The sequence below is a fragment of the Nocardia sp. TBRC8007 genome (genome assembly GCF_056629435.1).
Genome location: NZ_JBWSOR010000003.1, coordinates 1 through 25623, shown reverse-complemented (window position 1 = coordinate 25623; position 25623 = coordinate 1). Strand labels below are relative to the sequence as shown.

The following is a 25623-nucleotide window of genomic DNA, read 5'->3' as shown; positions in this document are numbered from 1 at the left end:
TGGGGTGAAGAGACTCGCGCCAAGGGGTCGCCCTCGAGAGATTAGCCTTGCCTACATGAGTACTGCAGTGACCGCGGGTGGGTGTGGAAACCGAGTCCGAGCCGGGTGGCGGCGTGTCGTCTCGGCTCTGTTCGCCGCGAGCCTGCTTGCCGGGTCGGTCGCGTGCGCTACCGACAGTGATGCTCCGCGGACGGGGGATGTTCCGCGGACCGGGCACGGACCATCGACAGCGCGACTGGCCGAGCTGGATCCAGTGCCGATCGGGCCGGAACCAGTGCCCACGCTGCCGGTGACAGTGCGTTCGTTCGACGGCAGTACGGTCACCGTCACCGATGTCGACCGCATCATCGCCGTGGATCGTTACGGCACTCTCGCCCAGATCGTGTACGCGCTCGGACTGGGGCCGGAACTGGTCGGCCGCAGCGGCAGCGCGGCATTCCCCGCGGTGCGGGATGTGCCTGACGTGGCGGGCGGCAGCGGTTCACTGAACGTGGAATCGGTCCTGGCGCTGCGCCCCTCGGTGCTGCTGACCGACACCACAAGCGCCTCGCCCGCGGTACGGGAACAGTTGCGCGCGGCAGGCGTCACTGTTGTCTACTTCGACCCGGCGCGCACGATGGACGGGGTGGTTCCGCAGATCGAGGCGGTGGCGGCCGCAGTGGGTGTTCCCGAGCGCGGGCAGGAGCTGGCGCAACGCACCAGAGACGAGATCGCCGCTGCGAAAGCCGCCGTTCCTACTCACGACCAGCGGTTGACCATAGCGTTTCTCTACCTGCGTTCCGCTGACATCACGATGCTGGCGGGGCCGGGGTCGGGTGCGGACGCGCTGATCGCCGCATTGGGCGCGCGGGACGCGGGCACTGCCGCGGGGCTGACCGAGCCGTTCACCACGATCACCAGTGAAGCCATGATCGGCACCGCGCCGGATGTGCTGTTGGTGATGTCGGACGGGCTGAAGTCCGTGGGCGGGGTGGAAGGCCTGCGAAAGATACCTGGTATTGCCCAGACTCCGGCCGGGCGCGAACGGCGAGTGGTGGACATGGCCGATGCCGCGCTGCTGAGCTTCGGACCCAATACCGGTCGGGTGATCGCGGCGCTGAGCGAGGCCGTGTACGGCACCGGGCACGCATGAGTTCTCCTACCACGCACGCGAAGCGATCGCCGGCTGTCCCTGCGTCAGGAGCGCGCGGTCGTTCCTGGGTAGTGCTGGTGTACGCCGCCGCTGTGGCGGGGTTGGTCGCACTGGCGTTGGCATCGGCGACGATCGGCCAGGTGCCGACGACACCTGCCGAGGTGGCGGGCAGCGTACTGCACCGGATCGGGCTGGAACTGGGGCCGATGCCCACGCATCCAGCGGGTGAGGTGACGCTGTGGGAGGTGCGCTTCCCGCGGGTGGTGCTGGCGATGCTGGTCGGCGCGGCGCTGGCGACAGCGGGCGCGTTGTTGCAGGGTGTGTTCGCCAATCCGCTCGCCGAACCCGGGGTGATCGGGGTGTCGGCGGGCGCCGCGGTCGGCGCGGGCACGGTGATCGTGGTGGGTGGCGCGTTCGTGGCGGCATGGTCGGTGGCCGTCGCCGCGTTCGCCGCCGGGCTGGCGACCACGATGATGGTGTACGTGCTGGCCAGGGCGGGGGGCCGCACCGAGGTGGTCACGCTCGTGCTCACCGGTGTGGCGATCAACGCATTCGCGGGCGGGGTGATCGCATTACTGTTGTTCATCGCCTCCCCTGCGGCCAGGGACCAGCTCGTGTTCTGGCAGCTGGGGTCGCTCAACGGTGCGACCTGGGAGTCTGTCGGTGTGGTCGCGCCGCTGGTCTTCGTCGGCGTCACCGCGGCGGCGGGGTTGGCGCCACGGCTGGATCTGCTGGCGCTCGGCGAGTCCGCCGCGCGTCATCTCGGTGTCGACGTGGAGCGGCTGCGTCGCACCGTGATCATTGTCGTCGCGGTCCTGGCCGCCGCCGGTGTCGCGTTCACCGGTATCATCCTCTTCGTCGGACTCATCGTCCCGCATCTGGTTCGCATGCTGGTCGGACCTGCTCATCGTGTCCTCACCCCGCTCAGTGCCCTCGTCGGCGCGGCGGTGCTGCTCGGTGCCGATGTCACTGCCCGCTCGCTGGTCGACAATGCCGACCTGCCCCTGGGCATGCTCACCTCCCTCATCGGCGGCCCCGTTTTCTTCTGGCTGCTGCGGCGTACTCGTGCTCGTTCCGGCGGGTGGGCATGATCCAGGGGGTGCGCGGAGTGTTCGGGTGGGAGCACGAGTTGCCCGAGGCACCGGAGCACGGGACGGTCACCGTGCGGGCGGCGGGTGTACATGTGGATCGGCGTGGCGCCGGAGGCGCGCATATCAGGCGAGTGCTGGAAGGGATCGATTTCGACGTCGTCGCGGGCCAGGTGGTGGCTCTGGTGGGCCCGAACGGTGCGGGCAAATCGACCTTGCTGGCGGCGCTCGCCGGGGAGCTGGCGCCCAGTGCCGGAGTGATCGAGCTCGACGGGCGGGCGTTGCCACACTGGACGCCGCTGGACATGGCGCGCCGCCGTGGCGTGCTACCCCAGAGCCACACGGTCGGATTCCCGTTCACCGCGCGGGAAGTGGTGGCGATGGGACGTGCGCCGTGGGCACGTACTCGGCGAAGGGAACTCGACGAGGAGAAGATCGCCGCCGCGATGGTCGCCGCCGATGTCGAACATCTCGGCGCACGGTCGTTTCCGACCCTGTCGGGCGGTGAACGTGCCCGAGTGGCATTGGCGAGGGTGCTTGCCCAGGACACTGCGACACTGCTGCTGGACGAGCCGACCGCCGCACTGGACCTCGGCCATCAGGAGACGGTACTGAGGTTGGTGCTCGAGCGTGCCGCCGCGGGGACAGCAGTAGTCGTTGTCCTGCACGATCTCGGGATCGCCGCCGCCTATGCCGATCGTGTCGCGGTTCTCGAATCCGGCCGCATCGCCGCCGACGGACCACCCCGTGCGGTGCTGACCACCGAATTGCTCACCCGGGTCTATCAGCATCCGGTCGAAGTCCTCGACCACCCCGTCACCGGCGCTCAGCTGGTGTTGCCGGTCCGCGGTTGACCATGCGCCGCCCGGCTCACACGGCTATCGCCAGATCAGCTTCAGCAATGCGGGAGTCAACAGCATGCGGATCACGGTGGCGTCCAGGATCAGGGCCGCGATCATCCCGTAGGCGATGTACTTCATCAACACCAGATCCGAGAACCCGAACGCACCGGTGACCACGATCAGGATGGCGGCAGCTGAGGTGATCACACCGCCGGTGTGGGCGATCCCGAAGCGGATCGCCTCTGGTGCGTCGGCGCCGCAGGCGCGTGCCTCCGAAACCCGGGACAACAAGAACACCTCGTAGTCGGTGGACAGCCCGAACACCACGGTCACGATCAGCGCCAGCACCGCGAACATCAATGGTCCCGGCGTGAAATGGAAGATCTCCGCCCCGTGGCCCTCGACGAATATCCAAGTCAATATACCGAGGGTGGAGAGGAGACTGAGCGCGCTCATGGCGACGGCCTTCAACGCGAGCACCATCGACCGGAACGCCGCGTACATCAATGCCAGCGCTGCTGCCACTAGAATCGCCAGCAGCGCGGGAAGGCCATCCAGCAGGCCGTTGATGCTGTCGCGTTCCAGCGCGGGTACCCCGGTGACCATCACCCGCACCCCCGTCGGTGCCTCGATATCGCGCAATGCGGCGATCACTCGGTCGGCATCGCGTTTGTCGACGAGCCCGGCGGTGAGGACGTTGATGCCGTCAGTTGTCGGTGCCGCAGGCTCGAATCGTCCGGTCAGGCCGGAGATGTGGTTGGCAGCGTAGCGAATGTCGCTCAGTTGCCGCGGATCGGCACCGACCACCACGAGTTTCAGCGGTTCGGTGCGGAAACTCGGGAACAGTTCGTCGAAATGCTCCTGCGCTACCCGCGCCGGATTGTTCTCGTCCAGATACCGTTCACTCAATCCGCCGAACTCGATGTGGCGCAGCGGGATGCTGAGCGCGAGCAACCCGAGTACGAGCGGCACGACCACCGCCAGTGGACGGCGCATGGCCCACATCGCGAGACGGGAGAAGAATCCGGCGTCTAGTTGTGCTCGACTTTTGGTGCGGGAAAACCGCTTCCAGCACAGGAAGTCGATGTGGGGTCCGATGATGCCCAATGCCGCGGGTAGCGCGGTCACCGAAAGGAGCGCCGCGAGCAGGACCGCGCTGATACCGCCGAAGGGCACCGAGCGCAGAACTCCGTTCGGGAAAATGAACAGCGCGGCGAGGCTGAAGGCAATGATCGCGGCTGAGAACAATACAGTACGCCCTGCGGTCGTGACGGTACGTGCCACGGCGTCTTCCATAGAGTGGCCCGCGGCGAGCTCCTCCCGGAAACGAGTGACGGTGAACAGCCCGTAGTCGATTGCCAATCCCAGGCTGACCAGAGTCATGACAGCGCTGGCGAAGGCGTTGACTTCGATGTGGTCGGTGAGCAACCGTAGTACGCCTTGCGTACCCAAGATGGTCATGCCACCGATCAGGATCGGTAGCAGCGCCCCGATGACGCCGCCGAACACGAAATACAGCAGGATCGCCACGATCGGCAGGGCGATCATTTCGGCGCGTTTGATGTCGTGCTGCATCCCGGCGTTGATGCCCTCGACAATCGGTTGCAACCCGGCTAGCTGCACTGTAGTACCGCCGGGGCCGCCACCGACGACTCCGGCGCCGAGATGGTCCGCGATAGCCGCGTAGTTCTCGATGGCGGCAGTGCCCGAGCCGCGGAGACCGACACTGGCGAACGCGTGCCTGCGCGTGGCATCGGTGGCCTGAGCGGAAAATGGACTGTCCCAATAGCTGTCGATCTTCAGGATGCGGTCGGGATACGTGGCCAGTAGCCCGGCCAGTTGCGTGGTGACCGGGCCCCGCACGGAGGGATCGTCGACGGTCGCGCCTTCGGGGACGGTGTAGAGCAGAACCAGGTCGCTATCGGTGTCACGGCCGAAGGTGCGGTCGATCAGCTCGGCAGCGGCGACCGACTCGCTGCTCTCGTCGAACCAGCCCTCCTGGGACAGCCGCCCGGACAGGTCACGGCCGTACCAGCCCGAGACCGACACGAACAGTACCGCGAAGGCCAGGATGAGGAAGCGGTGGCGGTGGACGAACCGTCCCCAGCGCAGCGATTCGGATTCGCCCATCGCGTCGTCGGCGCGTTCAGCCGCAGGCCGGTGTGTGGTAATCCGCTGAACGCAGAATGCCGCACAGATCGGTGCGCGAGATCTTCCACATGCCATCGAGGAACACGAAGTGCATGACGGTGGTGCGGATCGCGGTGCCGGTGCCGTCCTTGTCCAGCCGCATGGTGGCGGTGAGCGTGCCATCGTGGTTGTCGAACACCGGGTCGGTCACGCCGTAGCGGGCGCGCGGGTTGTCCTGCAATGCCCGATACATGTCGGGAATGGCCTGTCGGAAGGCTTCGCCGTCTTCGATGAGGGCGGTGCGTTCGCTGTCGGGCAGGGCCGGATCCAATGCTCGCTTGATCTGGTTGTCCAGTTCGGCGGCGGTCGGCAGCGGCGGTCGCGCAGTGCTACTGGAGGCGATGGCCGAGGAGGACAGTGCCGCGTGCGCCGACGAGCGAGCCGCCTCGACGGCGGCTTCGTCCGGTCCGGTGCCGCAGGCCGCGGCCGATGCCGCGAACAGGGCACTCGCCGCGATAAGAGTTGTCCGGGCGAGTAGCGGGGTGGCCATCACTTCCTACATACCTTCGATGACAGAGCCGATCCGCCCCAGCAGGGCCCGCACAGTGGTGCTCTCCTGGCCCGAGGGGGCGCTGATCGTTGTGGCGGTGGGGATCATATCTCGCACCAGGGCGACGACGCTGCGTTCGTCGTCGAGATCGATGTCGGTGACCGTGGCCGTGGCGACCGCGAGCACGTCGTCCGGGCCAGGAACAGGACTGTCGAGGTCGTGACGATAGATCTCCAGCGTCAAGGTCGCGCGAACCGTCTGGAATGCGAATAGATGGCCGTCGGCAGTGGTCCCGAACCCGTGTGCGTAGCAGCCGACGGTCACGTCATCGATGGTAAATTCCGACAAATGGTCGGCTTTCAACCCGAATCTCCCTACATCGGACAGTATGTGCTCGCTAAACCGTAACTCCGATCACTGACTTTCCGCTCGAAACGGCACCCGGTCGGTCGGCTCGTTGCGTCATCATGGTCAGATGGTGAGGTTTGCGGAAGATTCGTCGATAATTCGTCGGTAGAAGGAGTTCGGTGGATGCGCCCTCGCGGCTCGGTCGTCTCGGCATTCACAGGGTTGGGGGTGCTGGTACTGCTGGCCGGATGCTCCTCCCCCGCCGAGAGACCCGATGTACCGACCAGGGAACCGGCCACTGCCGCGGTCGCACCAGAAACTGTCGCACCGCCCATCGGCCGGATACTGCCGAGCGGGCCGATCGACGCGCTGGAAGCGGATCCCACCAGCGGATTGTTGGCCGCTCTGCACGGCGCTGTCCTCACCGTGATCGACCCCGATGGCAATCCACCCGTGGTGCGCAGCGTGACGCTACCGGATAACGCCAACGGTCTCACGCCAGGTAGACCGGGTGAGATGCTGGCGACCGCACCGGGCCGGGTACTGCGGGTCGACCTCGCTTCCGGCGCGGTCGGAGAGCTCGCCGTCGACGGTGACGTGCGTTCGGCGCTGCCGCGCGAGGACGGTGGATTGCTGGTCGGCACGGCCGACGGCCGGGTGCTTTCCCTGGCGAAGGACGGCACGGTGACCCGAACCATATCCGGTCTGGTCTCTGTCGACGAACTCGCCGAAGCCGGGGGCGAACTCGGTGTGCTCGATCGGCACCAGAGCGCGATCTTCGAGATCGATCCGGGCAGAGACCGGCCAGGGCTGGCCCTGCGGGCGGGTGACGGGGCCACGGAGATGATCGGCGATTCCCGAGGCCGGTTCGTGGTCACCGATACCGGGGGCGGCGAACTGCTGGTCTACACTGCGGGACCACTCGTCCTGCGCCAGCGGTTCCCAGTAGGATCTTCGCCTTATGCGCTGGCCTACGATCAGCGGTCCGACACCGTGTGGGTGACGTGCACGCAGCGCAACGAGGTCGTCGGATTCGATCTGTCGACTGGTATACCGAAAGAAGTGGGTCGCTACGCCACTGTTCGGCAACCGAACTCGGTGACCATCGAACAGCGCACAGGGGACCTGTTCGTCGGCTCCGCGGTCGGCGAGGGTCTGCAGCGGATCGGTGTGGACGATCGGAAGAGAGGGCACTGATGGCTCGGACACCACGCGCGGGCGACGCTTCCGCGACATCCGCTGATCCGGCAGCACACCGGGGGCGCGGGCGCGCGCTGCCCACGGGCTGGGAGACCACCAGCGACGACTACGAGTATGTGCCGTTGCGCCTGCCGCCGGATGTCACAAGGGTGACCGCCTCCATGCGGCTGGCGATCCAGGCCGAGTTCGGTGGCTGGGAGCTCTCCCGCGTCCGGGCCTACACCGACGGCAGCAGGCGGGTGCTGCTGCGACGTCGTAAGTCCGCCCTACTACCTCAGCCCGAACCTGGAATGTGAGTCGATGTACACCCTGTTATTGCGACTGATGTTCCTGTTCGCGCCGGAACGCATCCACCATGTGGTCTTCATTGTCTTGCGTTCCGTCGCGTGGTGTCCGCCGCTGCGCTGGACGATGCGCAAGTTCCTCGTCGTCGACGATCCGCTCTTGCGCAGCGAGGTGTTCGGGGTCGAGTTCCCCGCGCCACTGGGTTTGGCCGCAGGATTCGACAAGGACGCCGCCGGAGTCGGTGCCTGGGCTCCGCTCGGATTCGGTTTCGCCGAGATCGGCACTGTCACCGCGCGCGCGCAACCGGGTAATCCCACGCCACGGCTGTTCCGGCTGCCCGCCGACCGCGCCCTGATCAACCGGATGGGCTTCAACAACCACGGCGCCGTCGCTGCCGCCGACCGGCTGCGACGACGCCGTGGCGATGTGCCGATCGGCGCCAACATCGGCAAGACCAAACTTGTCGAGCCGGACGCCGCCGCCGCAGATTACGCCACCAGCGCCGCCCTACTCGGCCCGCTTGCCGACTTCGTCGTGGTCAACGTCAGCTCCCCCAATACGCCGGGGCTGCGTGATCTGCAGGCAGTCGAATCGCTGCGCCCACTGTTGCAGGCGGTGCTGGACGAGGTGCGGGTGCCGGTACTGGTGAAGATCGCGCCCGATCTATCCGACGAGGACATCGACGCGGTCGCCGACCTGGCCGTCGAGCTGGGGCTGGCGGGCATCGTGGCCACCAACACCACCATTCGGCGGGACGGTTTGCGCACCGATCCGGATGAGGTCGCCGTCATAGGGGCAGGCGGACTGTCGGGGCCACCGGTCGCCGACCGTTCGCTCGAGGTGCTGCGCCGACTGTACCGTCGGGTCGGGGGGCATGTGGCTCTGATTTCGGTCGGCGGTATCGAAACAGTCGACCAGGCATGGGAGCGCATCCGTGCGGGCGCGAGCTTGCTGCAAGGCTACACGGGCTTCATCTACGGCGGCCCGTTCTGGATGCGTAAGATCCATCGCGGACTGGTGCAGCGGCTGCGCGCAGGTGGGTATCGGAACATCAGCGAAGCAGTCGGCGCGGAGCACACAGCGCATACCTGATCCGTGCTGCGAGCAGCTGCGCTCAACCGTGGACGAGCGGCGTTTCGTTCGTGTGATGCCCCGGCGGTGCCGGGTCGGTGTTCGGCCGCAGCTCCCGCTCCAGCCGTGCGGCCATCCGTTTAGCCAGCAGGATCACCGCGTGATCACGCAGAATGCCGAGCTGATCGGCATACACTTCACCGCTGGCCAGGACCGTCCGGTCGTGCACCACGTGTGGGTCGCTGAGCAGCTCGTCCAGGCGCATGCCTGCCAGTGCCTGGGTGCGAGTCAGCCGCCGATCCGGCAGCCAGCTCAATTGCCAGCTATCGGTGTCCGTGCTGTCACGATAGGCAGATTCCGGGGTGATATCGCTGGTCATCGTCCGTTCGGTGGTGTGAATGGTCATAATCTTCTCCGCTGCGACAGGTGAAGTGAGAAGGGCTCCGGGTGCCGAGTGATCACGCACGCCTCTCATGGCGTATTCGCTGGTGCAGCGTGGTGAACAGCAGCTGCATCCGTGTTGTCTACCGGGGCCGGTGTGGTGGTTCGTACCGATACCAGCGGCTGCGCCCGGGCCGCTCGAGGGGCGGAGCGGTTCGGGTACCTGTGTAGTTGTGCTGATGGGGGGAAGTGGGATCAGGGGACGGGGCAGAGGGATCTGTCCCATGCGATATGACCGGTCGGACAATGCGGTACGCCGGTGCACAGGGAAGACAACCGGGGCATGACGCCGAGGACGGTCGGTAGCTCGTTCAGTCCACCACCGGCTTCGGCACTGGATCGGTACTCGATCCAGTGGAGCGGTGTCGCCGTCGCCGACGAGTCTGCCGTATTCGGAGAATCACTCTCATCACCAGCCCTCCCGATGTGTCTGGTGGTGCGATGAAAGATCGCCATACCCAGTGTGGCATTTGCGGTTCCCTGAAGGCAATTGCCATTGTAATTTGGTGATTGACGATCTGCCCAGCGGTTGAACTCGATGGGCGTGGCCTGTGCGCGCGTGATGTCTCGACATCACGCCGATCGAGGAGGGACGCTTGGTCATGGTCCCGCAGGATTCGGGAACGGTCGCTGTTCGCAACATCCTCACCCGGTTGTGCAAGCGGTCCGGGCTGAGTTCGGAACGGTTGCGCAACACTGAAATCGACGTGTCGCCACTGTTGGATCTTCTTACCGTGCGGCAGTATGCGCGGCGGGCAGGTCTCGACCCGCAGGATGCGGTGCTGCCGCTGGTATGCGATCTGGCTCGGCGATTGCCGCCGACTGACCGGCTCATCGTCGATGCGGACCTGTCGCTGGGTCTTCTCCGGCAACAACCCCCTGCCAACATCGATACCGGTCGACTCTACGCCGCGGAACTGGGCGAACGACGGGCATATCTCACCGAGCACTGGCTTTCGCTGCATGAAGCCGTTGGTGCGCGGGTGATTCCCGCCGCGCCGACAGTCCGGTCGTTGCGTGGCGCACCCGAGCGCCGTGCGTTCACCGAACTGGCCGCGCAACTCGCCACGGCTGTGGTCTTCGACGGTGTGTATGCCGACGAATCCAGCGCAACCCTTGCAGGCCTGACGGATTCGGCGAATCGCCACAACTTGGTCACCGTGGTCGGTGATGCGTTCATCGATCATTCGTACCTGGTCGACCGGATCCCAGGCCCTGGCGTAAGCACCCATGGTCGTTACGAGGAATATCCAGGAGGCAAAGGACTCACTCTCGCCGTCGCGGCTGCCCGGCTCGGGCTGAAGGTAAGGTTCGTCTCAGTCGTCGGTGACGACAAGGCGGGCAGCCGGATATTGGAGTACTTGCACAACGAGCGCGTCGATACCGAGCTGGTCAGGATCGTGCCCGGTGCTCCGACACCGGTCACCGCGATGATCGTCGCGGATTCGGGCACGGCGAGCACTGTCGGCTGCAAAGATGGGCGAATTCGGTTGAGTAATCGGGATGTACACAACGTCCTGATCCGCTCCGCGATCGCCACCTCTGATGCGGTGCTGCTGTCCTTCGAACAACCAACCGGGGTGCTCGAGCAGATCATGAAGGATCTACGACAACTGCGGCACAGACCGCTCGTGGTCGTTCATCCGGCACCACAGCTGGATCACCCACAGCACCTGTACCAGTATCTCGACATAGTGGACTACCTGGCCGGTGCGGACAAGGATCTGGCAACGCTGGCGATGCTGCCCGGCGCCACGCCCGCCTGTGCGGAAAAGACCGCGAGGATATTACGCGCGTTCGGAGTAGCGGCGGTGTGCGCGATCGATAATTTTCGCTGCACAGTGTGGTCCGACCGGGTCAATGATCGCTTTCAGCCGTTCGCGACCGCATTGGAGCACTCGGTCGGCGCGCCCGCCGCCTTCTGCGCCGCCTTGGTTCATCGTCTCGTTTCGTCGCGCCGTCCAGCTGATCTCGCCGACTATGTCTGGGCCACTGCCGCGATGGTGGCCTCGCAATCGGTAGGGAATGTTCCGGGATCGATGCCACTGATCGGTGCGATCGAACGCATTTTTCGTCTCGCTGCCGAGGAGCGCAGGCCAGGAGCGTGGAACTCGCCCGAACCCGGCCCCGATTCCGTTGTGTAGGCATTGGTCTGCGGTTTCCGGTGCTGGAACGGCCTTTGCGCCGCAGGTCCTCTACTGTGCCGGCGCCGATCGGTATATATCGGTTTCCTATTAGCGCCACCATGTTTCACACATCTGGCTACCATTAGCGAGTCGCGTTCTTGTGACGCGACTCATTAATGGCAGATCGAGGCGGTATCCGCTCCGTTCTGTCACCAGGCGTGTCCAGGGGCGGTCATCAGAGAGAGCTGGAAACCGTTGCACGCCAGAGGTATCGGAACGGGGATATGACGAAAACAGATATCGGATTCGCGCACGAATCAGGCAAAACGATTTATACTGTGCCAGCGGCATTTCAGGAGACCGCGAGGCTAAGACCGGATCAGATCGCGCTGCGCAAGGTGGGCGGCACCCAGCAGTACACCTGGCGTGAGTACGCCGAACGAGTACGCGCCATCGCGGCGGGCTTGGCAGGCCTCGGCGTCGGGCGTGGCGACACCGTCGGCATCATGCTGACCAATCGACCCGAATTCAACCTGATCGATACCGCCGCACTGCATCTGGGCGCCACCCCGTTCTCGATCTACAACACGAGCTCCCCTGAGCAGATCACCCACTTGTTCTCCAACGCGGGCAACAAGGTTGTTGTTACGGAACAGGTTTTCCTCGACCGGATCATCGCTGCCGGGGTGTCGATCGAGCACACCATCATGGTCGACGGTGCCGCGACGGGGACCATCACGCTCGAGCAGGTGGAGGCAGAGCCTGCCGCTGATTTCGATTTCGACGCCGCCTGGCAGGCTGTCGAGGCCGACGACTTGGCCACGCTGATCTACACCTCCGGCACCACCGGGCCGTCCAAGGGCGTGGAGATCACCCACCGCAACGTGCTCGCCCAGATCATCGCATTGGTCAACGGTCCACTGCGAGTAGGGCTGGATGATCGCGCCGTGTCCTATCTGCCCGCGGCGCATGTGGCCGACCGGATCTCTGGACATGCGATCAACCTGCTCACCGGTATCCAGATCACCACTGTGCCGGACCCACGCGAGATCGCCGCTGCCCTGCCCGATGCTCGTCCGACCGCTTTCTTCGGCGTGCCGCGAGTGTGGCAGAAGATCAAGGCCGGCATCGAGGGCAAACTCGCCGCCGAACCGAGCCCGGTCAAAAGGGCCCTGGCCAACTGGGCGATCGGCACTGGTGTCGCCGCCGCGCGGGCGGAGTTGGCCGGTCAGAGCCGCGGTCCGATATCGGTCGTACAGCACAAGATCGCCGAAGCACTTGTCCTGTCCAAGCTGCGAGGTGCGCTCGGTTTGGATCAGCTGAAGGTCGCCACCTCCGGTGCGGCCCCGATCCCGCCGGAGACCCTGGAATACTTTCTCGGCCTAGGTTTCACCGTCAGTGAGGTGTGGGGCATGTCGGAAACTACCGGCGTGGCCACCTACACCGAATTGGACAAGCCACGTCCAGGCTCGGTCGGACGCGTGGTGGACGGTATGGAACTGCGACTCGGTGCCGACAGCGAAATACTGGTACGCGGGCCGGTCGTCACCGGCGGCTACCGCAACATGCCGGACAAGACCGCCGAAGCCATCGATTCCGATGGCTGGCTGCACACCGGCGACATCGGCACTCTCGATGAGGACGGTTATGTGCGGATCGTGGACCGCAAGAAGGAACTGATCATCAGCGAGGCGGGCAAGAATATCGCGCCCAGCAATATCGAGAATGCGATGAAGGCCGCATCCTCCCTGATCGGACAGGCGGTCGCGATCGGTGATGGCAGGTCCTACATCGCCGCGCTGATCGTGCTCGATCCCGATATCGCCGCGATCAGAGCCAAAGAACTCGGCGCCACCGCCGAGGACATGGCCACGCTGGCCACCCACCCGCGGATCGTCGAGGAAGTGCTCGCCGCGGTGCAGGCCGGCAACGACCGGTTGTCACGAGTCGAGCAGATCAAGCGGTTCGTCATCCTCGGTGCGGTATGGGAGCCGGGCGGAGATGAGTTGACCCCGAAGATGTCGCTCAAGCGCGCCCCGATCGCGGCCAAATACCAGACCGACATCGAGAAGCTGTACGCCAAGGAACCTTCCGACCGAGTTGTCGACCTCAAGTAGGTTCACCCGAGCTCGCTGCGGTCTCCAGCATGCCGCTCGGGGACAGGGGCGCCGTCCGCGTCGCTGGATAGTGGTCACCGATAGCCTCGGGTGACCACTGGTGCAATGGTCCCGCACCAGCGGTCACCCTGTAGGCCTGAGCGGTAGCAGCCTGGGTGGGAGGCTACTTTTGTTCGTAGGTACCGACGAGGGTGGCGCGAGCCAGAGTGTGAGAGAACAGAGTGAAACCGAGATAGGCGGGCGTGGCGTTCGCATCGATGCCGAGACTGTCGACATCCACCGCGTGCACGGCGACGAAGTAACGGTGCGGGCCGTGGCCGGGTGGCGGTGCGGCGCCGACGAAGCCGTGGAATCCGCCGTCGTTGCGCAGGGTGATCGCACCGCTGGGCAGGGCGCCGCCTTCCGCACCGCTTCCAGCGCCGCTGGGCAGCGAGGTCACCCCCGCCGGGATATCGGCGACGGCCCAGTGCCAGAATCCGGAAACGGTGGGGGCATCGGGGTCGTACACCGTGACCGCGAAGCTCTTGGTTGTGTTCGGGAACCCCGACCAGGACAGTTGCGGCGAGATGTCCTTGCCGCCCGCACCGAATACCCCGCTGACCTGATCGTTGCCCAGCGGCTGTCCGTCGGTGATGTCGGTAGAGGTGAGCGTGAACGACGGTACCTGGGGAAGCGCGGCGTACGGGTTGTAAGTCATGGAACCTCTTTCGGGTCGGTTCAGCTGTGCAGTAGGAAATGTTCCAGCACGCGGGTGCCGAATTCGAGGGCTTGCACCGGTACTCGCTCGTCGACGCCGTGAAACAGGGCGGTGAAGTCCAGCTCCGGCGGAAGTTGCAGCGGTGAGAAACCGAAGCAGCGAATACCCAAGCGGGTGAACGCTTTGGCGTCGGTACCGCCCGAGAGCATATAGGGCACGGTGCGGGCCTGAGGATCGTGGGCCAGGATGGCGTTGTTCATCGCCTCGACCAGATCGCCGTCGAAGGTGGTCTCGTAGGGGTCGAGCTTGGTGATCCACTCCCGTTCGACATCGGGTCCGATCAGCTCGTCCACTTCACGTTCGAAGGCCGCGAGCCGACCGGGAAGCACCCGACAGTCCACGACCGCTTCCGCGGTCTGCGGTATCACATTGGCTTTGTATCCGGCCTGCAGCATGGTCGGGTTCGCGGTATCGCGCAGTGTCGCTCCGATGATGCGCGAGATGGTGCCCAGCTTGGCCAGCTTGCTATCGATGTCCGGCACCTCCGGGTCGAACTCCATACCGGATTCCTCGGCGACAGCGGTCAGGAACTCGGCCACCGAATCCGAGATCACCAGCGGGAAGGTGTGTTTGCCCAGACGAGCGACCGCATCGGCGAGGATGGTCACCGCATTGTCCTCGTGCAGGAACGACCCGTGCCCCGCGCGCGCCTTGGCGCGCAACCGCATCCAGCCGATGTCCTTCTCAGCGGTCTCCACCAGATAAAGCCTGCGTTCGGTGCCGTCGGGACGCGGCACGGTCAACGAGAACCCGCCGACCTCCCCCACCGCCTCGGTGATGCCGTCGAACAGATCCGGGCGATTGTCCACCAGCCAGTGTGAGCCCCAGGCGCCGCCACTCTCCTCGTCGGCGAGGAACGCGAAGACCAGATCACGTGGCGGCACCGTACCCTCGAGCTTGAATTGGCGAGCCACCGCCAGCATCATGCCGACCATGTCCTTCATATCGACCGCGCCGCGACCCCACACGTAGCCGTCACGCACGGCGCCGGAGAATGGGTGCACACTCCAGTCCGCGGCTTCGGCGGGGACGACGTCCAGGTGCCCGTGGATCATCAACGCGCCGCGCCGCGGGTCGGCGCCGGGCAATCTGGCGAACACATTGCCGCGCCCTGGTGCACCGGACTCCACATACTCGGTGACATATCCCACCTGGTGCAACTGATCGGCCACCCACTGCGCGCACTCGCGCTCGCCCTTGGTGGTGGCCAAGTCGCCGGTATTGGAGGTATCGAAGCGGATCAGGCTGCTGACCAGCTCCACCACTTCCGATACCGCACGGGAATTTCTGTTCGGGTCGGTTACTTCGCCAGGCACAGACACCTCCCATTCCTACCACCACACCGTGGTCTGTCGGTGCCTCGGCTCGATCACGCCGCGTGCGCGTCGTGTCGATGCCGGCACCGCACAGCGGGTGGTCGGGCAGACAGCTCGAACCCGAGCCCAGGGCTGTTCCGCTCACCGATGTGCGCGATCCACCTCGTCGGGGAAAACCACCCGCACGAACGCCCAGAAACGGAACACCATGCTCAACGCGGCGCCGATCAGCTGGGCGGCCACGAAATCGGCCACGTCTTGGGTGAGTCGTGAGACCTCGGGTACCTCGAGACGCAATACATACCGCGAGACCCACAGCGGTACGGTATTGATCGCCACAGCCAGGAGACCGACCAGAGAGCGCGGCCTCGTGATGCCCATGTCGTCAAGATCGCCGGATTCGCCGAATCGCGGGCAGCGCACTGTGATGTCCGCGAAGTGAACCGGCGTCGCGACCCGACCGCTCAGCTCGCGGCAGCGTAGATCTCCTCGCCGCTGAGCACTTCGCTGGGTCGTCCGTTGATATCGACGGGGATGTCCCCGGTCAGAGTCACCCGGTGCATGACGCGTCGTTTGTCGCCATAGTTGTCGACGCCGACATGCTGGGTGGCCCGGTTGTCCCAGATGGCTACGTCACCGGGTTCCCAGTCCCAGTGAATGGTGTATTCGGGCCGGGTGATCCGCGCCTGGAGCAGGTTCGTGAGTAGTTGGGATTCTTGAGTGTCGAGGCCGACGAGCTGCAGTGCGTAGGCTCCGAGTAGCAGTACCCGCTCGCCGGATTCCGGGTGCACCCACACCACCGGGTGCGTGGTACGGATATCGGGCGTGGTGAACGGCCCCCTTGCTATCTCGGACTCTCGCCCGGCGGACTGGATCCGATGGGCGTAGTTGAACCGGTTGCCATGCACCGCCCGTAGCGATTCGGCCAGCCTTTTCAGCGGTTCGGGCAGCGCGGTATAGGCGGCAGCGGTAGAGGACCACAGCGTGGCTCCGCCGTAGTCGGGCAGGATGAGCGCACGCAGGATAGCGATCTTGGGGAAGTTCGCCAAGTATGTCATATCGGTGTGCCACCGTGTGGATCTGTTTTCTCTGGAGTCGACCAGGGTGATCGGGTCGCCGTTGCTGATATGAAGGGCCACCGGAGTGCCGAGCAGTTCGGCGAACGCGCAGTGTCCAGCATCGTCGAGGTGGTGCTGGTCACGGAAGAAGATCACCTTGTGTTCGATCAGCGCCCGGGTGATCTTCTCGACCACCCGCGAGTCCAGTTCCCCGCCCAGGCGTACGCCGTCGACACGCGCCCCGATATGCAAGCCCAGCTTGTGAACAGTCATCACACTCATGAAACGAACCTCTCCGAATCGAATCCCTTCACCACTGCGATCAGCTGCTTGTAGGTTTTGGAGCCGAGTGTAATCAGTCGACTACAGTCAACGGGTGAGAGAAAGCTGAGAGCTAGCAAGGACATGGCCGCAACACCACGCAAACACGACAAACCAACCGGGCGCGAGCAAGTGGTCACCGCAATGCTCGAACACGCTGCGGATCTGTTCGCCGAGCACGGCCCAGCAGCAACCTCGACCGTTCAGCGCGCCGCGGCGTAGATCTCCTCGCCGCTGAGCGCTTCGCTGGGTCGTCCGTTGATATCGACGGGGATGTCCCCGGTCAGAGTCACCCGGTGCATGACGCGTCGTTTGTCGCCATAGTTGTCGACGCCGCGATGCTGGGTGGCCCGGTTGTCCCAGATGGCTACGTCACCGGGTTCCCAGTCCCAGTGAATGGTGTATTCGGGCCGGGTGATCCGCGCCTGGAGCAGATTTATGAGTAGTTGGGATTCCTGAGTGTCGAGGCCGACGAGCTGCAGTGCGTAAACGCCGAGTAGCAGTACCCGCTCGCCGGATTCCGGGTGCACCCACACCACCGGGTGCGTGGTACGGATATCGGGTGTGGTGAACGGCTCGGCTGTCGCTTCGGACGCTCGCCCAGCGGACTGGAGTCTATAAGCGTAGTCGCACCGGTTGCTATGCACCGCCCGTAGCGATTCGGCCAGCCTTTTCAGCGGTTCGGGCAGCGCGGTATAGGCGGCAGCGGTAGAGGACCACAGCGTAGGGCCGCCGTAGTCGGGCAGGATGACCCCACGCAGGATAGAAATCTTGGGGAAGTTCGGCATGAATGTCATATCGGTGTGCCACCGTGTGGCTTTGGTTTCTTCGGAGTCGAGCGAGGTGATCGGGTTACCGTTGCTGATGTGATTGGCCACCGGAGTGCCGAGCAGTTCGGCGAACGCGCAGTGTCCAGTATCGTCGAGGTGGTGCTGGTCACGGAAGAAGATCACCTTGTGTTCGATCAGCGCCCGGGTGATCTTCTCGACCACCCGCGAGTCCAGTTCTCCGCCCAGGCGTACGCCGTCGACACGCGCCCCGATATGCAAGCCCAGCTTGTGAACAGTCATCACACTCATGAAACGAACCTCTCCGAATCGAATCCCTTCACCACTGCGATCAGCTGCTTGTAGGTTTTGGAGCCGAGTGTAATCAGTCGACTACAGTCAACGGGTGAGAGAAAGCTGAGAGCTAGCAAGGACATGGCCGCAACACCACGCAAACACGACAAACCAACCGGGCGCGAGCAAGTGGTCACCGCAATGCTCGAACACGCTGCGGATCTGTTCGCCGAGCACGGCCCAGCAGCAACCTCGACCCGCGAAATCGCCGCGCGGGCCGGCATCAACCAAGCGCTGATCTTTCGGTATTTCGGCAGCAAAGAACAACTCGTCTGCGCGGTGCTGGATAATCTCGCCGCGCAGACCGTCGCCGCTCGTCACGCGGATGCGGTGGGCGCCGAAACCGATGACCCGAATATCGAGGGCCTGCTCGCCGAGGTGCTACTACACAGGTATCCGGCGGAGAAAACACACGTCCGGGTGATCGACAGCAAGCATCGGCGGGTGTTGGCCCGGGCATTGCTGGACGGGTATCCAGTCGGTCGACTCCAGCGACAATTCCCCGGCGTGAGTGAGTTGATCGAGGTGACCAGTGCCCGAATCGATAATGACACCGACGCCCGCCTCGCTGCGGCCAATGTGGTCGCACTCGTCTTCGGGTGGCAGATGTTCGGGCCGTTCATTCGTTCTGCCACCACTGCTGACGACATACCCGACAGCTGCGTCGGGCAGGCGATCGAAACCGCGATCACCGGAATTATCGACAGCGCTACCCGAAGTGCGGGGCAGTGCGGCGATCCCGACGCCGAGCACGCCGCCACGGATCATAGTTGAATTCGTGTGCGGTCGCGGAGGCCGGATTCAGGGCGCGGGTTCACCGCGATCGGTGGCCGCACCGAGCGGGTAGGGTCGAGCTCGATCTGGAGAAGCCGCACCATCACTGCCGAGATGAGCACCATCTCCACGCGTTGCATCGCGGTGTTCGATCTGAAGATGGGAACGTAGTTCGTGAGTATTCCGGTATTGTTCGGGTTCGCTGGCCTGTGCTTGCTTTTGGCGATCACACCTGGTCCCGACACATTTCTTGTGCTCAGATGCGGTCTCGGCGGTGCCAGGATCGGCATTGCGGCCGCAATCGGTTCAGGGATAGGATCGCTGTGGTGGGCCGCTATGGTCGCGCTGGGGTTGGCCGCTCTGCTCCAGAACTCGGCGTCCGCATTTCTCATTGTCAAGATCGTCGGCGGGTTCTACCTGCTCTATCTCGGGATCATCGGGTTCGTCCGCCGCGGCCGCGGCAGCACGGATGCGGATGAAGGCGCGGACGCTACCCGGACAGCCAAGGCGCCGAGCATGCGATCGGCTTTGTGGTCCGGATTGTTCTCCTGTGTGTTGAACCCCAAGGTCGGGCTGTTCTTTCTCGCAGTGGTCCCGCAATTCCTACCGGCTCATGCGATCACTATGGGTTCGACCATGGTTCTCGGCGTCATCGACGGGATCGTGGCCATGTTCTGGTTGACCTTGGTAGCGGTGGGGTCGGCCAAGGCGGTGGGATGGCTGCGTCGGCCGAAGGTGACCCGTCGGCTCGACGAGATCAGCTCGGCCGCTCTGGTCGCCCTCGGCATAGGTACGCTCGCAAGCACCGCGTGATGGGTAGATCAGGTTTCGGCGCCGGCCTGAGGGCGGCATCTATCACCTGACGAGTCGGTGGCGCCGACATCGCTGTACTAGGTCGACCGCGCGGATAGCCGAAGTCCATTGGCGCAGTGCAGCTCTCGGGTGATTTGTCTGAACACGGCGAGCGGGCCGACGCCGTCGAGGTCCGGTCGGGCTGATCTTCTGTGACGAACCTCGGCCAGATCTGGGCTGGGGCGCCGGGTAAGTAGTTACCCGTAGACTTTCCGGAACAAGTAGATATCGGCAGGAAGCGTGTAGCGTATACCGCGACCGGCGCGATGAAGTTGCTCGCGGGTGGGGTGTGGCGGCCGGGCGGGCCGCAGATACCGGTCGAGATCGTCGGTGACTACTCGATACAGGCCGGATCGGTGATCAATGGCCGCAGCGAGTCGATATCGGGGATCCAGGTGTGCGAGTCCGGCGTCAGCGTCGCTGTTGTTGACCAGAAGCCAGCCGTCGGAGCGCAAGCATCGGGTGGCATGTTCGGAGACGGGACCAGTGTAGAGCGATAACCCGAGATCCCAAGCAGATTCTGGTAATTCACCGAGATTCTGGGTGTAGTCGCCCGGTATGAATGTGATAGGGGGTGCAGGGTATTGCCGGTGGGTTTGTGCCAGGGCATTCGCCGCGTCGGGATCTGCGAATGCCCTGCGGGCGCGCACATCCGAATCCAGATAAGTGACGTCGGACCATAGGTAGGACGGCGTGAGGTCGAGGTAGCTACCGGGATAGAGCACGCGCTGCGCGTCGGTCCGGTCAGCGATCGCCGAATATAGGGTGGTGCGGTCACCGATGCGCTCCATGTAGTCGACAAAGGCCTTGGTCGAGCGGTTCACAGTACTCCTGTCGAGCTCGGCAGTATGAGAGCGAGGGAAGCTTGACCGACGGTCTCGATAGCGTGGTCGTCGACTGGTTCGCCGTCATTCGAGACGGCACTGCCGGGTGAGTTCGACGACGACGCCTTCGAACTCACCGCCGACTTTCTCACCCACGTTGCCCCATTCGAAACCAGCGTAACGGCCGTCTGCCGTGCAGATTTGTTTGACTGATGCCCAGTGGGCGATCCTGAAACCGCTACCACCTAAGGGTATGAAGGCCGGTCGGCCACCTCGGTGGTCGAAACGGCGCCTGATCAACGGGATCCGGTGGCGGGTCCGCACCAGCAGCCTGTGGCGTGACATCCCGGCGATATACGGGCGGTGACAGACCGTGTATGGGTTGTTTCGCCGCTGGCAGCGCGACGGAACCTGGGAATCACTGCTGACGGGCGTTGCAAGCCCATGCCGACGCGGTCGGCGGTATCGAGTGGACGGTGAGTGTGGATTCCACGATCGCCCGTGCTCATCAGCATGCGGCCGGGGCTCGCCGTGATCCGGGCGGCCAGGCCGAACCGGCGGGTGGTTTCGATGATGAACCGGCTGATCACGGGCTCGGACGGTCCCGTGGTGGGTTCACCACGAAACTGCATCTGGCCACTGACCAACGCAGGCGGCCGTTGGCGCTCGTGGTCACGCCCGGTCAGTGGGCAGACTGTCCGCAGTCCACGACCGTGCTCGGCGAGATACGGGTGCCGCAGCTCGGGATCGGCGGCGCCGGATCTCGCCCGGATCGGGTACGGGCCGATAAGGCGTATTCGTCGGCGGCCTACCGTGCTTACCTGCGGCGGCGCGGGATCAAAGCCACGATCCCGATCAAAGCCGACCAGGCCGCGCATCGCGCGGCCAAGGGCCACACCGGTGGCCGGCCGCCGGCGTTCGAGTCGAGCCTCTATGCGCGTCGAAACTCTCATAGCCGGGCATACTCTTATCAGTCTTCGCGAACCGCGCTGGGTCCGCTACCAGTACTGATGTCGTTTTCCGTCGGTATCGGCGATGAAGATGACCGCATCGGCACCATCCAACGCCGCCGGGTCGAGCGGGATATGGCCGGGTATGATCGGTTCACCCGCGCCGACCAGTGGGTGAAGCGCGGCACGCAGCGCTTGTGTCGGGAACAGGGCGCGGCGGCCGGTCGCCTCGGCCAACATGCCCTGAAGGGTGTTCGGATCACTGTCGGGGTTTGCGTCGGTCGCCAGGAACACATATCGCTCACCGAGGGCGGATCCGACAAGCGCGCCGGCACTCCCCCAGTTCACCTCGTCGTCACCGATCCGCAGGTGCGACTGCGTACGCTGTAAGTGCATGTTGTGCGCGAATACCAGGCTCGGCCCGCGTCGCTGCTCTCGCACGATGAGCGCGAGCAGGTTTTCGGCCATCATTTCGGCGCGCAGACCGAGCAAGGTCGCGAGGCGATCGGGCGCGGGAACGGCCATGGCCGTGTGATAGCGCAGCAGACCCTTGGCAGTGCGTGCCTGCGCGACGGTGTGGTCATAGCCGGTCGGATCAGCGGGGCGCAGGCTGGGTTCCGCGCGGCGCAGCGCGTTGGTGAGGTCGTCGGCGACGATGTGTAGGGCGCGAGCGCGGTCGGAGTCGCCGATGGATGCCGCTGGGTCGAACATAGCCGCCCGGTTCGTCCAGTCCGTGTCTTCGCCGAGTAATGCGTCGAGGTCACAGGCCGATTCGGGCCGTAGCGCCGTGGGGAGATAGTCGATGACCGAGGTCAATGCGTGCCGCGGGCTCGGTGCGGCACCGTACTCCACCGGTGCGTCGAAGCCGTAGAAACGAACTCGGTCCTGTGGCGCGCGGTCGGCATTGTGCGCACGGAGCCATTCGACGAGTTCGCGGTTGCCCGGCACGGCGCCGAACCCGTGGCTGAACCCGGTCGCGAGCACCATATCGAGCTCCGTTGTCGCCCCGGCTATGTAGTCGTCGACAACGGAGGCGGCGAAGACATCGGTCTCCAGCACGATCGACCGGTATCCACAATCGACGAGGTGAACGAGGATTTCGTTGCGCAGCAAGGGGAACGCTCCGATCCCGTGTGTCGGCTCACCGAGTGCGAGCAGGACTGGTGGCGCGTCCCGTGCGGCGAGTAATTCGTCGAGGGCGCGACCCAGGCCCGCCGAGTCGTCGAGTTGGTGGCCTATCTCGCGCAGTGCTGTGGCAGTGGACATGAGCACCCCTTTTCCGGACGGTAGTGCTCTCGACAGTATCGTTGAAGTTTCGAGTGAAACTTCTGCGACTTTTTCCAGTTATCCAGGGATAAAAGCCTCAAACGGAGGTGCGAGCTGCGGCCGATCGACCTAGCTCGGGAACACGGGTTGTCCGCTCAGGCGATCCGCAACTACGACGCCGCAGGCGTCTTCCCGCCGACCGAACGCAGTGGGACCGGCTACCGGCGCTACACCCCCCTGCACGCGCAGGCCCTACGCACCTTTCTCGTATTACGCCGTGGCCACGGGCACCAGCAGGCAGTGGAAATCATGCGTGCGATCAATCGAGGCGATACCGAACCCGTTTATCGGCTCATCGATGCCGCGCATGTCGTGCTACTCGCCGAACGCGACACCCGCATCGAGGTCGCCGCCGCTCTCGGTGCCCTGTCCATCGCCACACTCACCCTGGGCGACGGTCGGCCGTTGTCTGTGGGCGAACTCGCGCGTCGGGTCGGCGTGCACCCGGCAACACTGCGCACCTGGGAGACCGAGGGCATCCTGCGACCGAGCCGTGACCGGGCAACGGGCTACCGCGAATACGGACCGGACTGCGTGCGCGACGCCGAGATCGCACGGCAGCTCCGTCGAGGCGGATACCCGCTAGGCCAGGTCGCGCAGTTCCTCGGGTCGTTGCGCGAGGCAGGCGGGACAGATGCGTTGAGCGCCTTTCTCGGCTCCTGGCAGGATCGGCTGGCTACGCGTGGCCGTGACCTGCTCGCCGGCGCGGCTGCGCTCGATGCCTACCTCACCCTGCTCGATCACACATAGTAAGAGCGGTCGGCGCGATATCGCATCCTGTTGGTGAGGCGGTCCGTGCTGCGCGGTACTTGCCCCGCGCCCACCTGCGTCTACACAGCGGTGGAATACCACGGACTGCGACATAGCGTCAGCGCGAGAAGGGCCGCGCGGCAATGAGTGCCGCCGGAACCCCTCTGGACAAGGATGACGTGAACTGTCACCTCCGGCAGGCATCGTAGTGACATGGACAAGGACACAGACACCCAGCTCCTCGGTCAGGAAGGCTCGCTCATCGAGCGGATCTCGCTTGTCGCCGGGGCCACCCGTGGCGCCGGCCGCGCTCTCGCGGTCGAACTCGGCCGCGCCGGCGCTACCGTATACGCGACCGGCCGTACCACCCGCGAGCATGTCAGCGAGATCGGTCGGTCCACAGAGACCATCGAGGAAACAGCGGAACTGGTTACAGCAGCAGGTGGCACCGGCATAGCCGTCCCTGTCGACCATCTGGATGAAGACCAGGTTCGAACCCTTATCGAGCGGATCGACCGCGAATACGGGCGGCTGGACATCCTCGTCAACGACCTCTGGGGCGGCGATCACCTGCTCACCGATTCCGTCTTCGGCAAGAAGAGCTGGGAGACCCCGCTCGCTGTCGGTCTGCGCATCCTGGACCTCGGGGTGCGATCACATGTCATCACTGCGGCACTCGCCCTCCCGCTTCTGCTCCGCTCCGACGCGCCGCTGCATGTGGAGGTCACCGACGGCACGGCGGTGTCGAATCGGCGTTACCGCGAGAACCTCTACTACGACCTCGCCAAAAACGCCCCTATCCGGATCGCCTTCGGTTTGGGCGAAGAACTGGCAGACCACGGAGGCACGGCAGTCGCTGTTACACCAGGCTTCCTGCGCTCGGAGCAGATGCTCACTTACTTCGGCGTGACCGAGAAGAACTGGCGCGACGCTGTTGCCGAGCGACCGGACTTCGCCATCGCCGAGTCCCCGCACTATCTCGCCCGTGCGGTCGCCGCGCTCGCCGCCGATCCGGACCGGGCCACCCGCTGGAACGGAAAGTCCACTTCCAGCGCAGAGTTGGCCAGGGCCTACGGAGTGCGGGACGTAGACGGCAGCCAGCCGGATGCCTGGACGTATCTCGAGGAGGTCTGTTATGGCGGAAAAGATAGCTCAGTGGACGACTACCGTTGATTCTCCGTTATCTGGCTCTGGACTGTCTGAGGCGGCGCGGGCCCCGCAAGCTCGCGGAAGCGGGCGCGGGGCCCGCAGGCGGCAACCTGTCACAATTGTTCGAGAATGCACAGGTCCAGGCGCGATTTGGTCCGTGCGGAGCGATCCGATAATCTTGCTGGGCACACAGGTCCGGGTGGCGGAATGGCAGACGCGCTAGCTTGAGGTGCTAGTGCCCTTTATCGGGCGTGGGGGTTCAAGTCCCCCTCCGGACACCGTAAAGGCGCAGTTCAGGGGTGTTATCCAAGGATGGCACCCCTGCTGCGTCCACAAAGCGGTCCACAAATCTAGGGAATCTGAGGGGATTCCTAGTCGAGGGGACCGCGCCCAGATGGCGACAAATTCCTGCGGACGCCCCCGCAGGACCACGCCTCGCGTTCGTGTGCGCAAGGACAGCTCGACATCAGCCAGGTGCGCTATCACATCACCCGCCCCGGCCACAGTGAGCCGGTAGTGCCACCAATGCTTCGATGACCACGCTGCCGCGATCCGCTGGGCGAAGCTTCTCGACCGCGTCGGCCCGAAGGAGGCCGAGCGGGTGCTCGCCGCCCAGCTCGCCTCAGCGCCGGACGTGATCATGCTGACGCCATGGCTTCGCCGCTACGTTGACCTACTTGGCGAGAGTGGTTTCGAGGCGGTATGGATGAACGAGCATGGTCTCGTCCGCTCCGAAGTGTATGCCGCCGCAGTCGACCATATTGCAGGGCACGAGGCTGGCGACCTGCTCGCCGACGTGGTTAGCGCATGTGTCCCCACGCCGGATGCTCGAGTGCATACCGACGCGCAGCCTCGCGCATGTCGTGCTGCGCCGGTCGCGGCCACAGCCACCCACCGGCGCACTGGAACGAACCCGAGCATGATGACGCCGCCAGGTCCGCTCTTGACCTCACACTTGTCGCTGCCGAAACCAGGACGCGCCGTTCTTCTTGTCCGATACGGCCGTCGGTCCCGCCATAAACGACCAGGCTCCTCTTCACAGGTCACACCCGCAAGAACGGGTACCACCACAAAATCTGACGCGCGACAGACACA

At 64.7% G+C, this 25623-nt stretch carries 24 protein-coding genes, 1 tRNA gene and 2 pseudogenes; 16 read left to right on the top strand and 11 right to left on the bottom strand.

What is annotated here, in order from left to right:
* Window positions 1–55: 55 nt before the first annotated feature.
* From ACX4ZE_RS04390 to ACX4ZE_RS04380, 3 genes are read left to right on the top strand one after another with little or no spacing between them, the layout of a single operon-like run.
* The gene (locus ACX4ZE_RS04390; protein ID WP_480271993.1) at window positions 56–1132 is read left to right on the top strand and encodes a heme/hemin ABC transporter substrate-binding protein; all 1077 of its coding nucleotides are present in this window, start codon (window positions 56–58) and stop codon (window positions 1130–1132) included.
* The gene (locus ACX4ZE_RS04385; protein WP_480271992.1) at window positions 1129–2223 is read left to right on the top strand and encodes a FecCD family ABC transporter permease; all 1095 of its coding nucleotides are present in this window, start codon (window positions 1129–1131) and stop codon (window positions 2221–2223) included. Before ACX4ZE_RS04390 ends, ACX4ZE_RS04385 begins: the two co-directional genes overlap by 4 nt.
* A complete protein-coding gene (locus ACX4ZE_RS04380) occupies window positions 2220–3074 on the top strand; it encodes a heme ABC transporter ATP-binding protein (protein ID WP_480271991.1) in 855 nt (284 codons plus the stop codon). Before ACX4ZE_RS04385 ends, ACX4ZE_RS04380 begins: the two co-directional genes overlap by 4 nt.
* A gap of 24 nt (window positions 3075–3098) precedes the next feature.
* Here the strand turns inward: ACX4ZE_RS04380 and ACX4ZE_RS04375 are convergent, their stop codons facing one another.
* Genes ACX4ZE_RS04375 through ACX4ZE_RS04365 form a run of 3 tightly spaced genes read right to left on the bottom strand, consistent with a single transcriptional unit; the run spans window position 3099 to window position 6066 of the window.
* The gene (locus ACX4ZE_RS04375) at window positions 3099–5192 is read right to left on the bottom strand and encodes an MMPL family transporter (protein WP_480271990.1); all 2094 of its coding nucleotides are present in this window, start codon (window positions 5190–5192) and stop codon (window positions 3099–3101) included.
* Window positions 5193–5208: 16 nt separating this feature from the next.
* On the bottom strand, window positions 5209–5742 hold the full coding sequence (locus ACX4ZE_RS04370) for a WKL family lipoprotein (RefSeq protein ID WP_480271989.1): 534 nt from the start codon (window positions 5740–5742) through the stop codon (window positions 5209–5211).
* 6 nt (window positions 5743–5748) lie between these two features.
* Window positions 5749–6066 (bottom strand): hypothetical protein, encoded by a 318-nt coding sequence (locus ACX4ZE_RS04365; protein WP_480271988.1) that lies wholly within the window; start codon window positions 6064–6066, stop codon window positions 5749–5751.
* 207 nt (window positions 6067–6273) lie between these two features.
* Between ACX4ZE_RS04365 and ACX4ZE_RS04360 the strand changes: the two genes are divergently transcribed.
* From ACX4ZE_RS04360 to ACX4ZE_RS04350, 3 genes are read left to right on the top strand one after another with little or no spacing between them, the layout of a single operon-like run.
* Window positions 6274–7287: a YncE family protein gene (locus tag ACX4ZE_RS04360; protein WP_480271987.1), complete on the top strand. Its 1014-nt coding sequence runs from the start codon at window positions 6274–6276 to the stop codon at window positions 7285–7287.
* Window positions 7287–7586 (top strand): DUF5703 family protein, encoded by a 300-nt coding sequence (locus ACX4ZE_RS04355; protein WP_480271986.1) that lies wholly within the window; start codon window positions 7287–7289, stop codon window positions 7584–7586. Before ACX4ZE_RS04360 ends, ACX4ZE_RS04355 begins: the two co-directional genes overlap by 1 nt.
* A gap of 4 nt (window positions 7587–7590) precedes the next feature.
* On the top strand, window positions 7591–8667 hold the full coding sequence (locus ACX4ZE_RS04350; RefSeq protein ID WP_480271985.1) for a quinone-dependent dihydroorotate dehydrogenase: 1077 nt from the start codon (window positions 7591–7593) through the stop codon (window positions 8665–8667).
* A 22-nt stretch (window positions 8668–8689) separates the two neighbouring features.
* Here ACX4ZE_RS04350 and ACX4ZE_RS04345 read toward each other — a convergent pair whose 3' ends face one another.
* The gene (locus ACX4ZE_RS04345; protein ID WP_480271984.1) at window positions 8690–9052 is read right to left on the bottom strand and encodes a hypothetical protein; all 363 of its coding nucleotides are present in this window, start codon (window positions 9050–9052) and stop codon (window positions 8690–8692) included.
* 637 nt (window positions 9053–9689) lie between these two features.
* Here ACX4ZE_RS04345 and ACX4ZE_RS04340 point away from each other — a divergent pair.
* On the top strand, window positions 9690–11231 hold the full coding sequence (locus ACX4ZE_RS04340) for a PfkB family carbohydrate kinase (RefSeq protein WP_480272240.1): 1542 nt from the start codon (window positions 9690–9692) through the stop codon (window positions 11229–11231).
* A gap of 266 nt (window positions 11232–11497) precedes the next feature.
* Window positions 11498–13330, top strand: coding sequence for an AMP-dependent synthetase/ligase (locus tag ACX4ZE_RS04335; protein ID WP_480271983.1), 1833 nt, complete (start codon window positions 11498–11500; stop codon window positions 13328–13330).
* Between the two features lie 163 nt (window positions 13331–13493).
* Here ACX4ZE_RS04335 and ACX4ZE_RS04330 read toward each other — a convergent pair whose 3' ends face one another.
* The 4 genes from ACX4ZE_RS04330 to ACX4ZE_RS04315 form a co-directional block, all read right to left on the bottom strand.
* Window positions 13494–14027, bottom strand: a complete 534-nt coding sequence (locus ACX4ZE_RS04330; protein ID WP_480271982.1) for a YbhB/YbcL family Raf kinase inhibitor-like protein — start codon at window positions 14025–14027, stop codon at window positions 13494–13496.
* 20 nt (window positions 14028–14047) lie between these two features.
* Window positions 14048–15409, bottom strand: coding sequence for a M20/M25/M40 family metallo-hydrolase (locus ACX4ZE_RS04325; protein WP_480271981.1), 1362 nt, complete (start codon window positions 15407–15409; stop codon window positions 14048–14050).
* A 135-nt stretch (window positions 15410–15544) separates the two neighbouring features.
* Window positions 15545–15784: a GtrA domain-containing protein gene (locus ACX4ZE_RS04320; RefSeq protein WP_480271980.1), complete on the bottom strand. Its 240-nt coding sequence runs from the start codon at window positions 15782–15784 to the stop codon at window positions 15545–15547.
* A gap of 83 nt (window positions 15785–15867) precedes the next feature.
* Entirely contained in the window at window positions 15868–16743 is an 876-nt protein-coding gene (locus ACX4ZE_RS04315; protein WP_480271979.1) for a TauD/TfdA dioxygenase family protein, read from the bottom strand.
* Window positions 16744–16866: 123 nt separating this feature from the next.
* Here ACX4ZE_RS04315 and ACX4ZE_RS04310 point away from each other — a divergent pair.
* Window positions 16867–16998, top strand: a pseudogene (locus ACX4ZE_RS04310) (TetR family transcriptional regulator); the annotation flags it as partial.
* Here ACX4ZE_RS04310 and ACX4ZE_RS04305 read toward each other — a convergent pair.
* A complete protein-coding gene (locus ACX4ZE_RS04305; RefSeq protein ID WP_480271978.1) occupies window positions 16986–17861 on the bottom strand; it encodes a TauD/TfdA dioxygenase family protein in 876 nt (291 codons plus the stop codon). The pseudogene ACX4ZE_RS04310 and the gene ACX4ZE_RS04305 sit on opposite strands and share 13 nt — an antisense overlap.
* A gap of 123 nt (window positions 17862–17984) precedes the next feature.
* On the opposite strand from ACX4ZE_RS04305, the gene ACX4ZE_RS04300 reads away from it, so the two are divergent.
* Window positions 17985–18677 carry a TetR/AcrR family transcriptional regulator gene (locus ACX4ZE_RS04300; RefSeq protein WP_480271977.1) on the top strand — a complete coding sequence of 231 codons (693 nt, stop codon included), beginning with the start codon at window positions 17985–17987 and terminating at the stop codon, window positions 18675–18677.
* Window positions 18678–18851: 174 nt separating this feature from the next.
* The gene (locus ACX4ZE_RS04295) at window positions 18852–19490 is read left to right on the top strand and encodes a LysE family translocator (RefSeq protein ID WP_480271976.1); all 639 of its coding nucleotides are present in this window, start codon (window positions 18852–18854) and stop codon (window positions 19488–19490) included.
* Window positions 19491–19726: 236 nt separating this feature from the next.
* Here ACX4ZE_RS04295 and ACX4ZE_RS04290 read toward each other — a convergent pair whose 3' ends face one another.
* Complete coding sequence (locus tag ACX4ZE_RS04290) at window positions 19727–20353, bottom strand: hypothetical protein (protein WP_480271975.1); 627 nt, start codon at window positions 20351–20353, stop codon at window positions 19727–19729.
* Window positions 20354–20606: 253 nt separating this feature from the next.
* Between ACX4ZE_RS04290 and ACX4ZE_RS04285 the strand changes: the two genes are divergently transcribed.
* Window positions 20607–20720, top strand: coding sequence for a transposase (locus ACX4ZE_RS04285; RefSeq protein ID WP_480271974.1), 114 nt, complete (start codon window positions 20607–20609; stop codon window positions 20718–20720).
* A 109-nt stretch (window positions 20721–20829) separates the two neighbouring features.
* Window positions 20830–21255: pseudogene (locus tag ACX4ZE_RS04280) on the top strand (transposase); the annotation flags it as partial.
* Window positions 21256–21351: 96 nt separating this feature from the next.
* On the opposite strand, the gene ACX4ZE_RS04275 reads toward ACX4ZE_RS04280, so the two are convergent.
* Window positions 21352–22569 carry an erythromycin esterase family protein gene (locus ACX4ZE_RS04275; protein ID WP_480271973.1) on the bottom strand — a complete coding sequence of 406 codons (1218 nt, stop codon included), beginning with the start codon at window positions 22567–22569 and terminating at the stop codon, window positions 21352–21354.
* Window positions 22570–22683: 114 nt separating this feature from the next.
* On the opposite strand from ACX4ZE_RS04275, the gene ACX4ZE_RS04270 reads away from it, so the two are divergent.
* From ACX4ZE_RS04270 to ACX4ZE_RS04260, 3 genes are all read left to right on the top strand, one after another.
* Window positions 22684–23379 carry a MerR family transcriptional regulator gene (locus ACX4ZE_RS04270; RefSeq protein WP_480272239.1) on the top strand — a complete coding sequence of 232 codons (696 nt, stop codon included), beginning with the start codon at window positions 22684–22686 and terminating at the stop codon, window positions 23377–23379.
* A gap of 213 nt (window positions 23380–23592) precedes the next feature.
* Window positions 23593–24552 carry an SDR family oxidoreductase gene (locus ACX4ZE_RS04265; protein WP_480271972.1) on the top strand — a complete coding sequence of 320 codons (960 nt, stop codon included), beginning with the start codon at window positions 23593–23595 and terminating at the stop codon, window positions 24550–24552.
* Window positions 24553–24721: 169 nt separating this feature from the next.
* Window positions 24722–24806, top strand: a tRNA-Leu gene (locus ACX4ZE_RS04260).
* Window positions 24807–25623: the final 817 nt, after the last annotated feature.

Coding starts and splice junctions, on each gene's coding strand:
- ACX4ZE_RS04390 (WP_480271993.1), top strand. CDS start 56: ATGAGTACTGCAGTGACCGCGGGTGGGTGTGGAAACCGAGTCCGAGCC.
- ACX4ZE_RS04385 (WP_480271992.1), top strand. CDS start 1,129: ATGAGTTCTCCTACCACGCACGCGAAGCGATCGCCGGCTGTCCCTGCG.
- ACX4ZE_RS04380 (WP_480271991.1), top strand. CDS start 2,220: ATGATCCAGGGGGTGCGCGGAGTGTTCGGGTGGGAGCACGAGTTGCCC.
- ACX4ZE_RS04375 (WP_480271990.1), bottom strand. CDS start 5,192: ATGGGCGAATCCGAATCGCTGCGCTGGGGACGGTTCGTCCACCGCCAC.
- ACX4ZE_RS04370 (WP_480271989.1), bottom strand. CDS start 5,742: ATGGCCACCCCGCTACTCGCCCGGACAACTCTTATCGCGGCGAGTGCC.
- ACX4ZE_RS04360 (WP_480271987.1), top strand. CDS start 6,274: ATGCGCCCTCGCGGCTCGGTCGTCTCGGCATTCACAGGGTTGGGGGTG.
- ACX4ZE_RS04355 (WP_480271986.1), top strand. CDS start 7,287: ATGGCTCGGACACCACGCGCGGGCGACGCTTCCGCGACATCCGCTGAT.
- ACX4ZE_RS04350 (WP_480271985.1), top strand. CDS start 7,591: ATGTACACCCTGTTATTGCGACTGATGTTCCTGTTCGCGCCGGAACGC.
- ACX4ZE_RS04345 (WP_480271984.1), bottom strand. CDS start 9,052: ATGACCATTCACACCACCGAACGGACGATGACCAGCGATATCACCCCG.
- ACX4ZE_RS04340 (WP_480272240.1), top strand. CDS start 9,690: ATGGTCCCGCAGGATTCGGGAACGGTCGCTGTTCGCAACATCCTCACC.
- ACX4ZE_RS04335 (WP_480271983.1), top strand. CDS start 11,498: ATGACGAAAACAGATATCGGATTCGCGCACGAATCAGGCAAAACGATT.
- ACX4ZE_RS04330 (WP_480271982.1), bottom strand. CDS start 14,027: ATGACTTACAACCCGTACGCCGCGCTTCCCCAGGTACCGTCGTTCACG.
- ACX4ZE_RS04320 (WP_480271980.1), bottom strand. CDS start 15,784: ATGGGCATCACGAGGCCGCGCTCTCTGGTCGGTCTCCTGGCTGTGGCG.
- ACX4ZE_RS04315 (WP_480271979.1), bottom strand. CDS start 16,743: ATGAGTGTGATGACTGTTCACAAGCTGGGCTTGCATATCGGGGCGCGT.
- ACX4ZE_RS04305 (WP_480271978.1), bottom strand. CDS start 17,861: ATGAGTGTGATGACTGTTCACAAGCTGGGCTTGCATATCGGGGCGCGT.
- ACX4ZE_RS04300 (WP_480271977.1), top strand. CDS start 17,985: ATGGCCGCAACACCACGCAAACACGACAAACCAACCGGGCGCGAGCAA.
- ACX4ZE_RS04285 (WP_480271974.1), top strand. CDS start 20,607: ATGAAGGCCGGTCGGCCACCTCGGTGGTCGAAACGGCGCCTGATCAAC.
- ACX4ZE_RS04275 (WP_480271973.1), bottom strand. CDS start 22,569: ATGTCCACTGCCACAGCACTGCGCGAGATAGGCCACCAACTCGACGAC.
- ACX4ZE_RS04265 (WP_480271972.1), top strand. CDS start 23,593: ATGGACAAGGACACAGACACCCAGCTCCTCGGTCAGGAAGGCTCGCTC.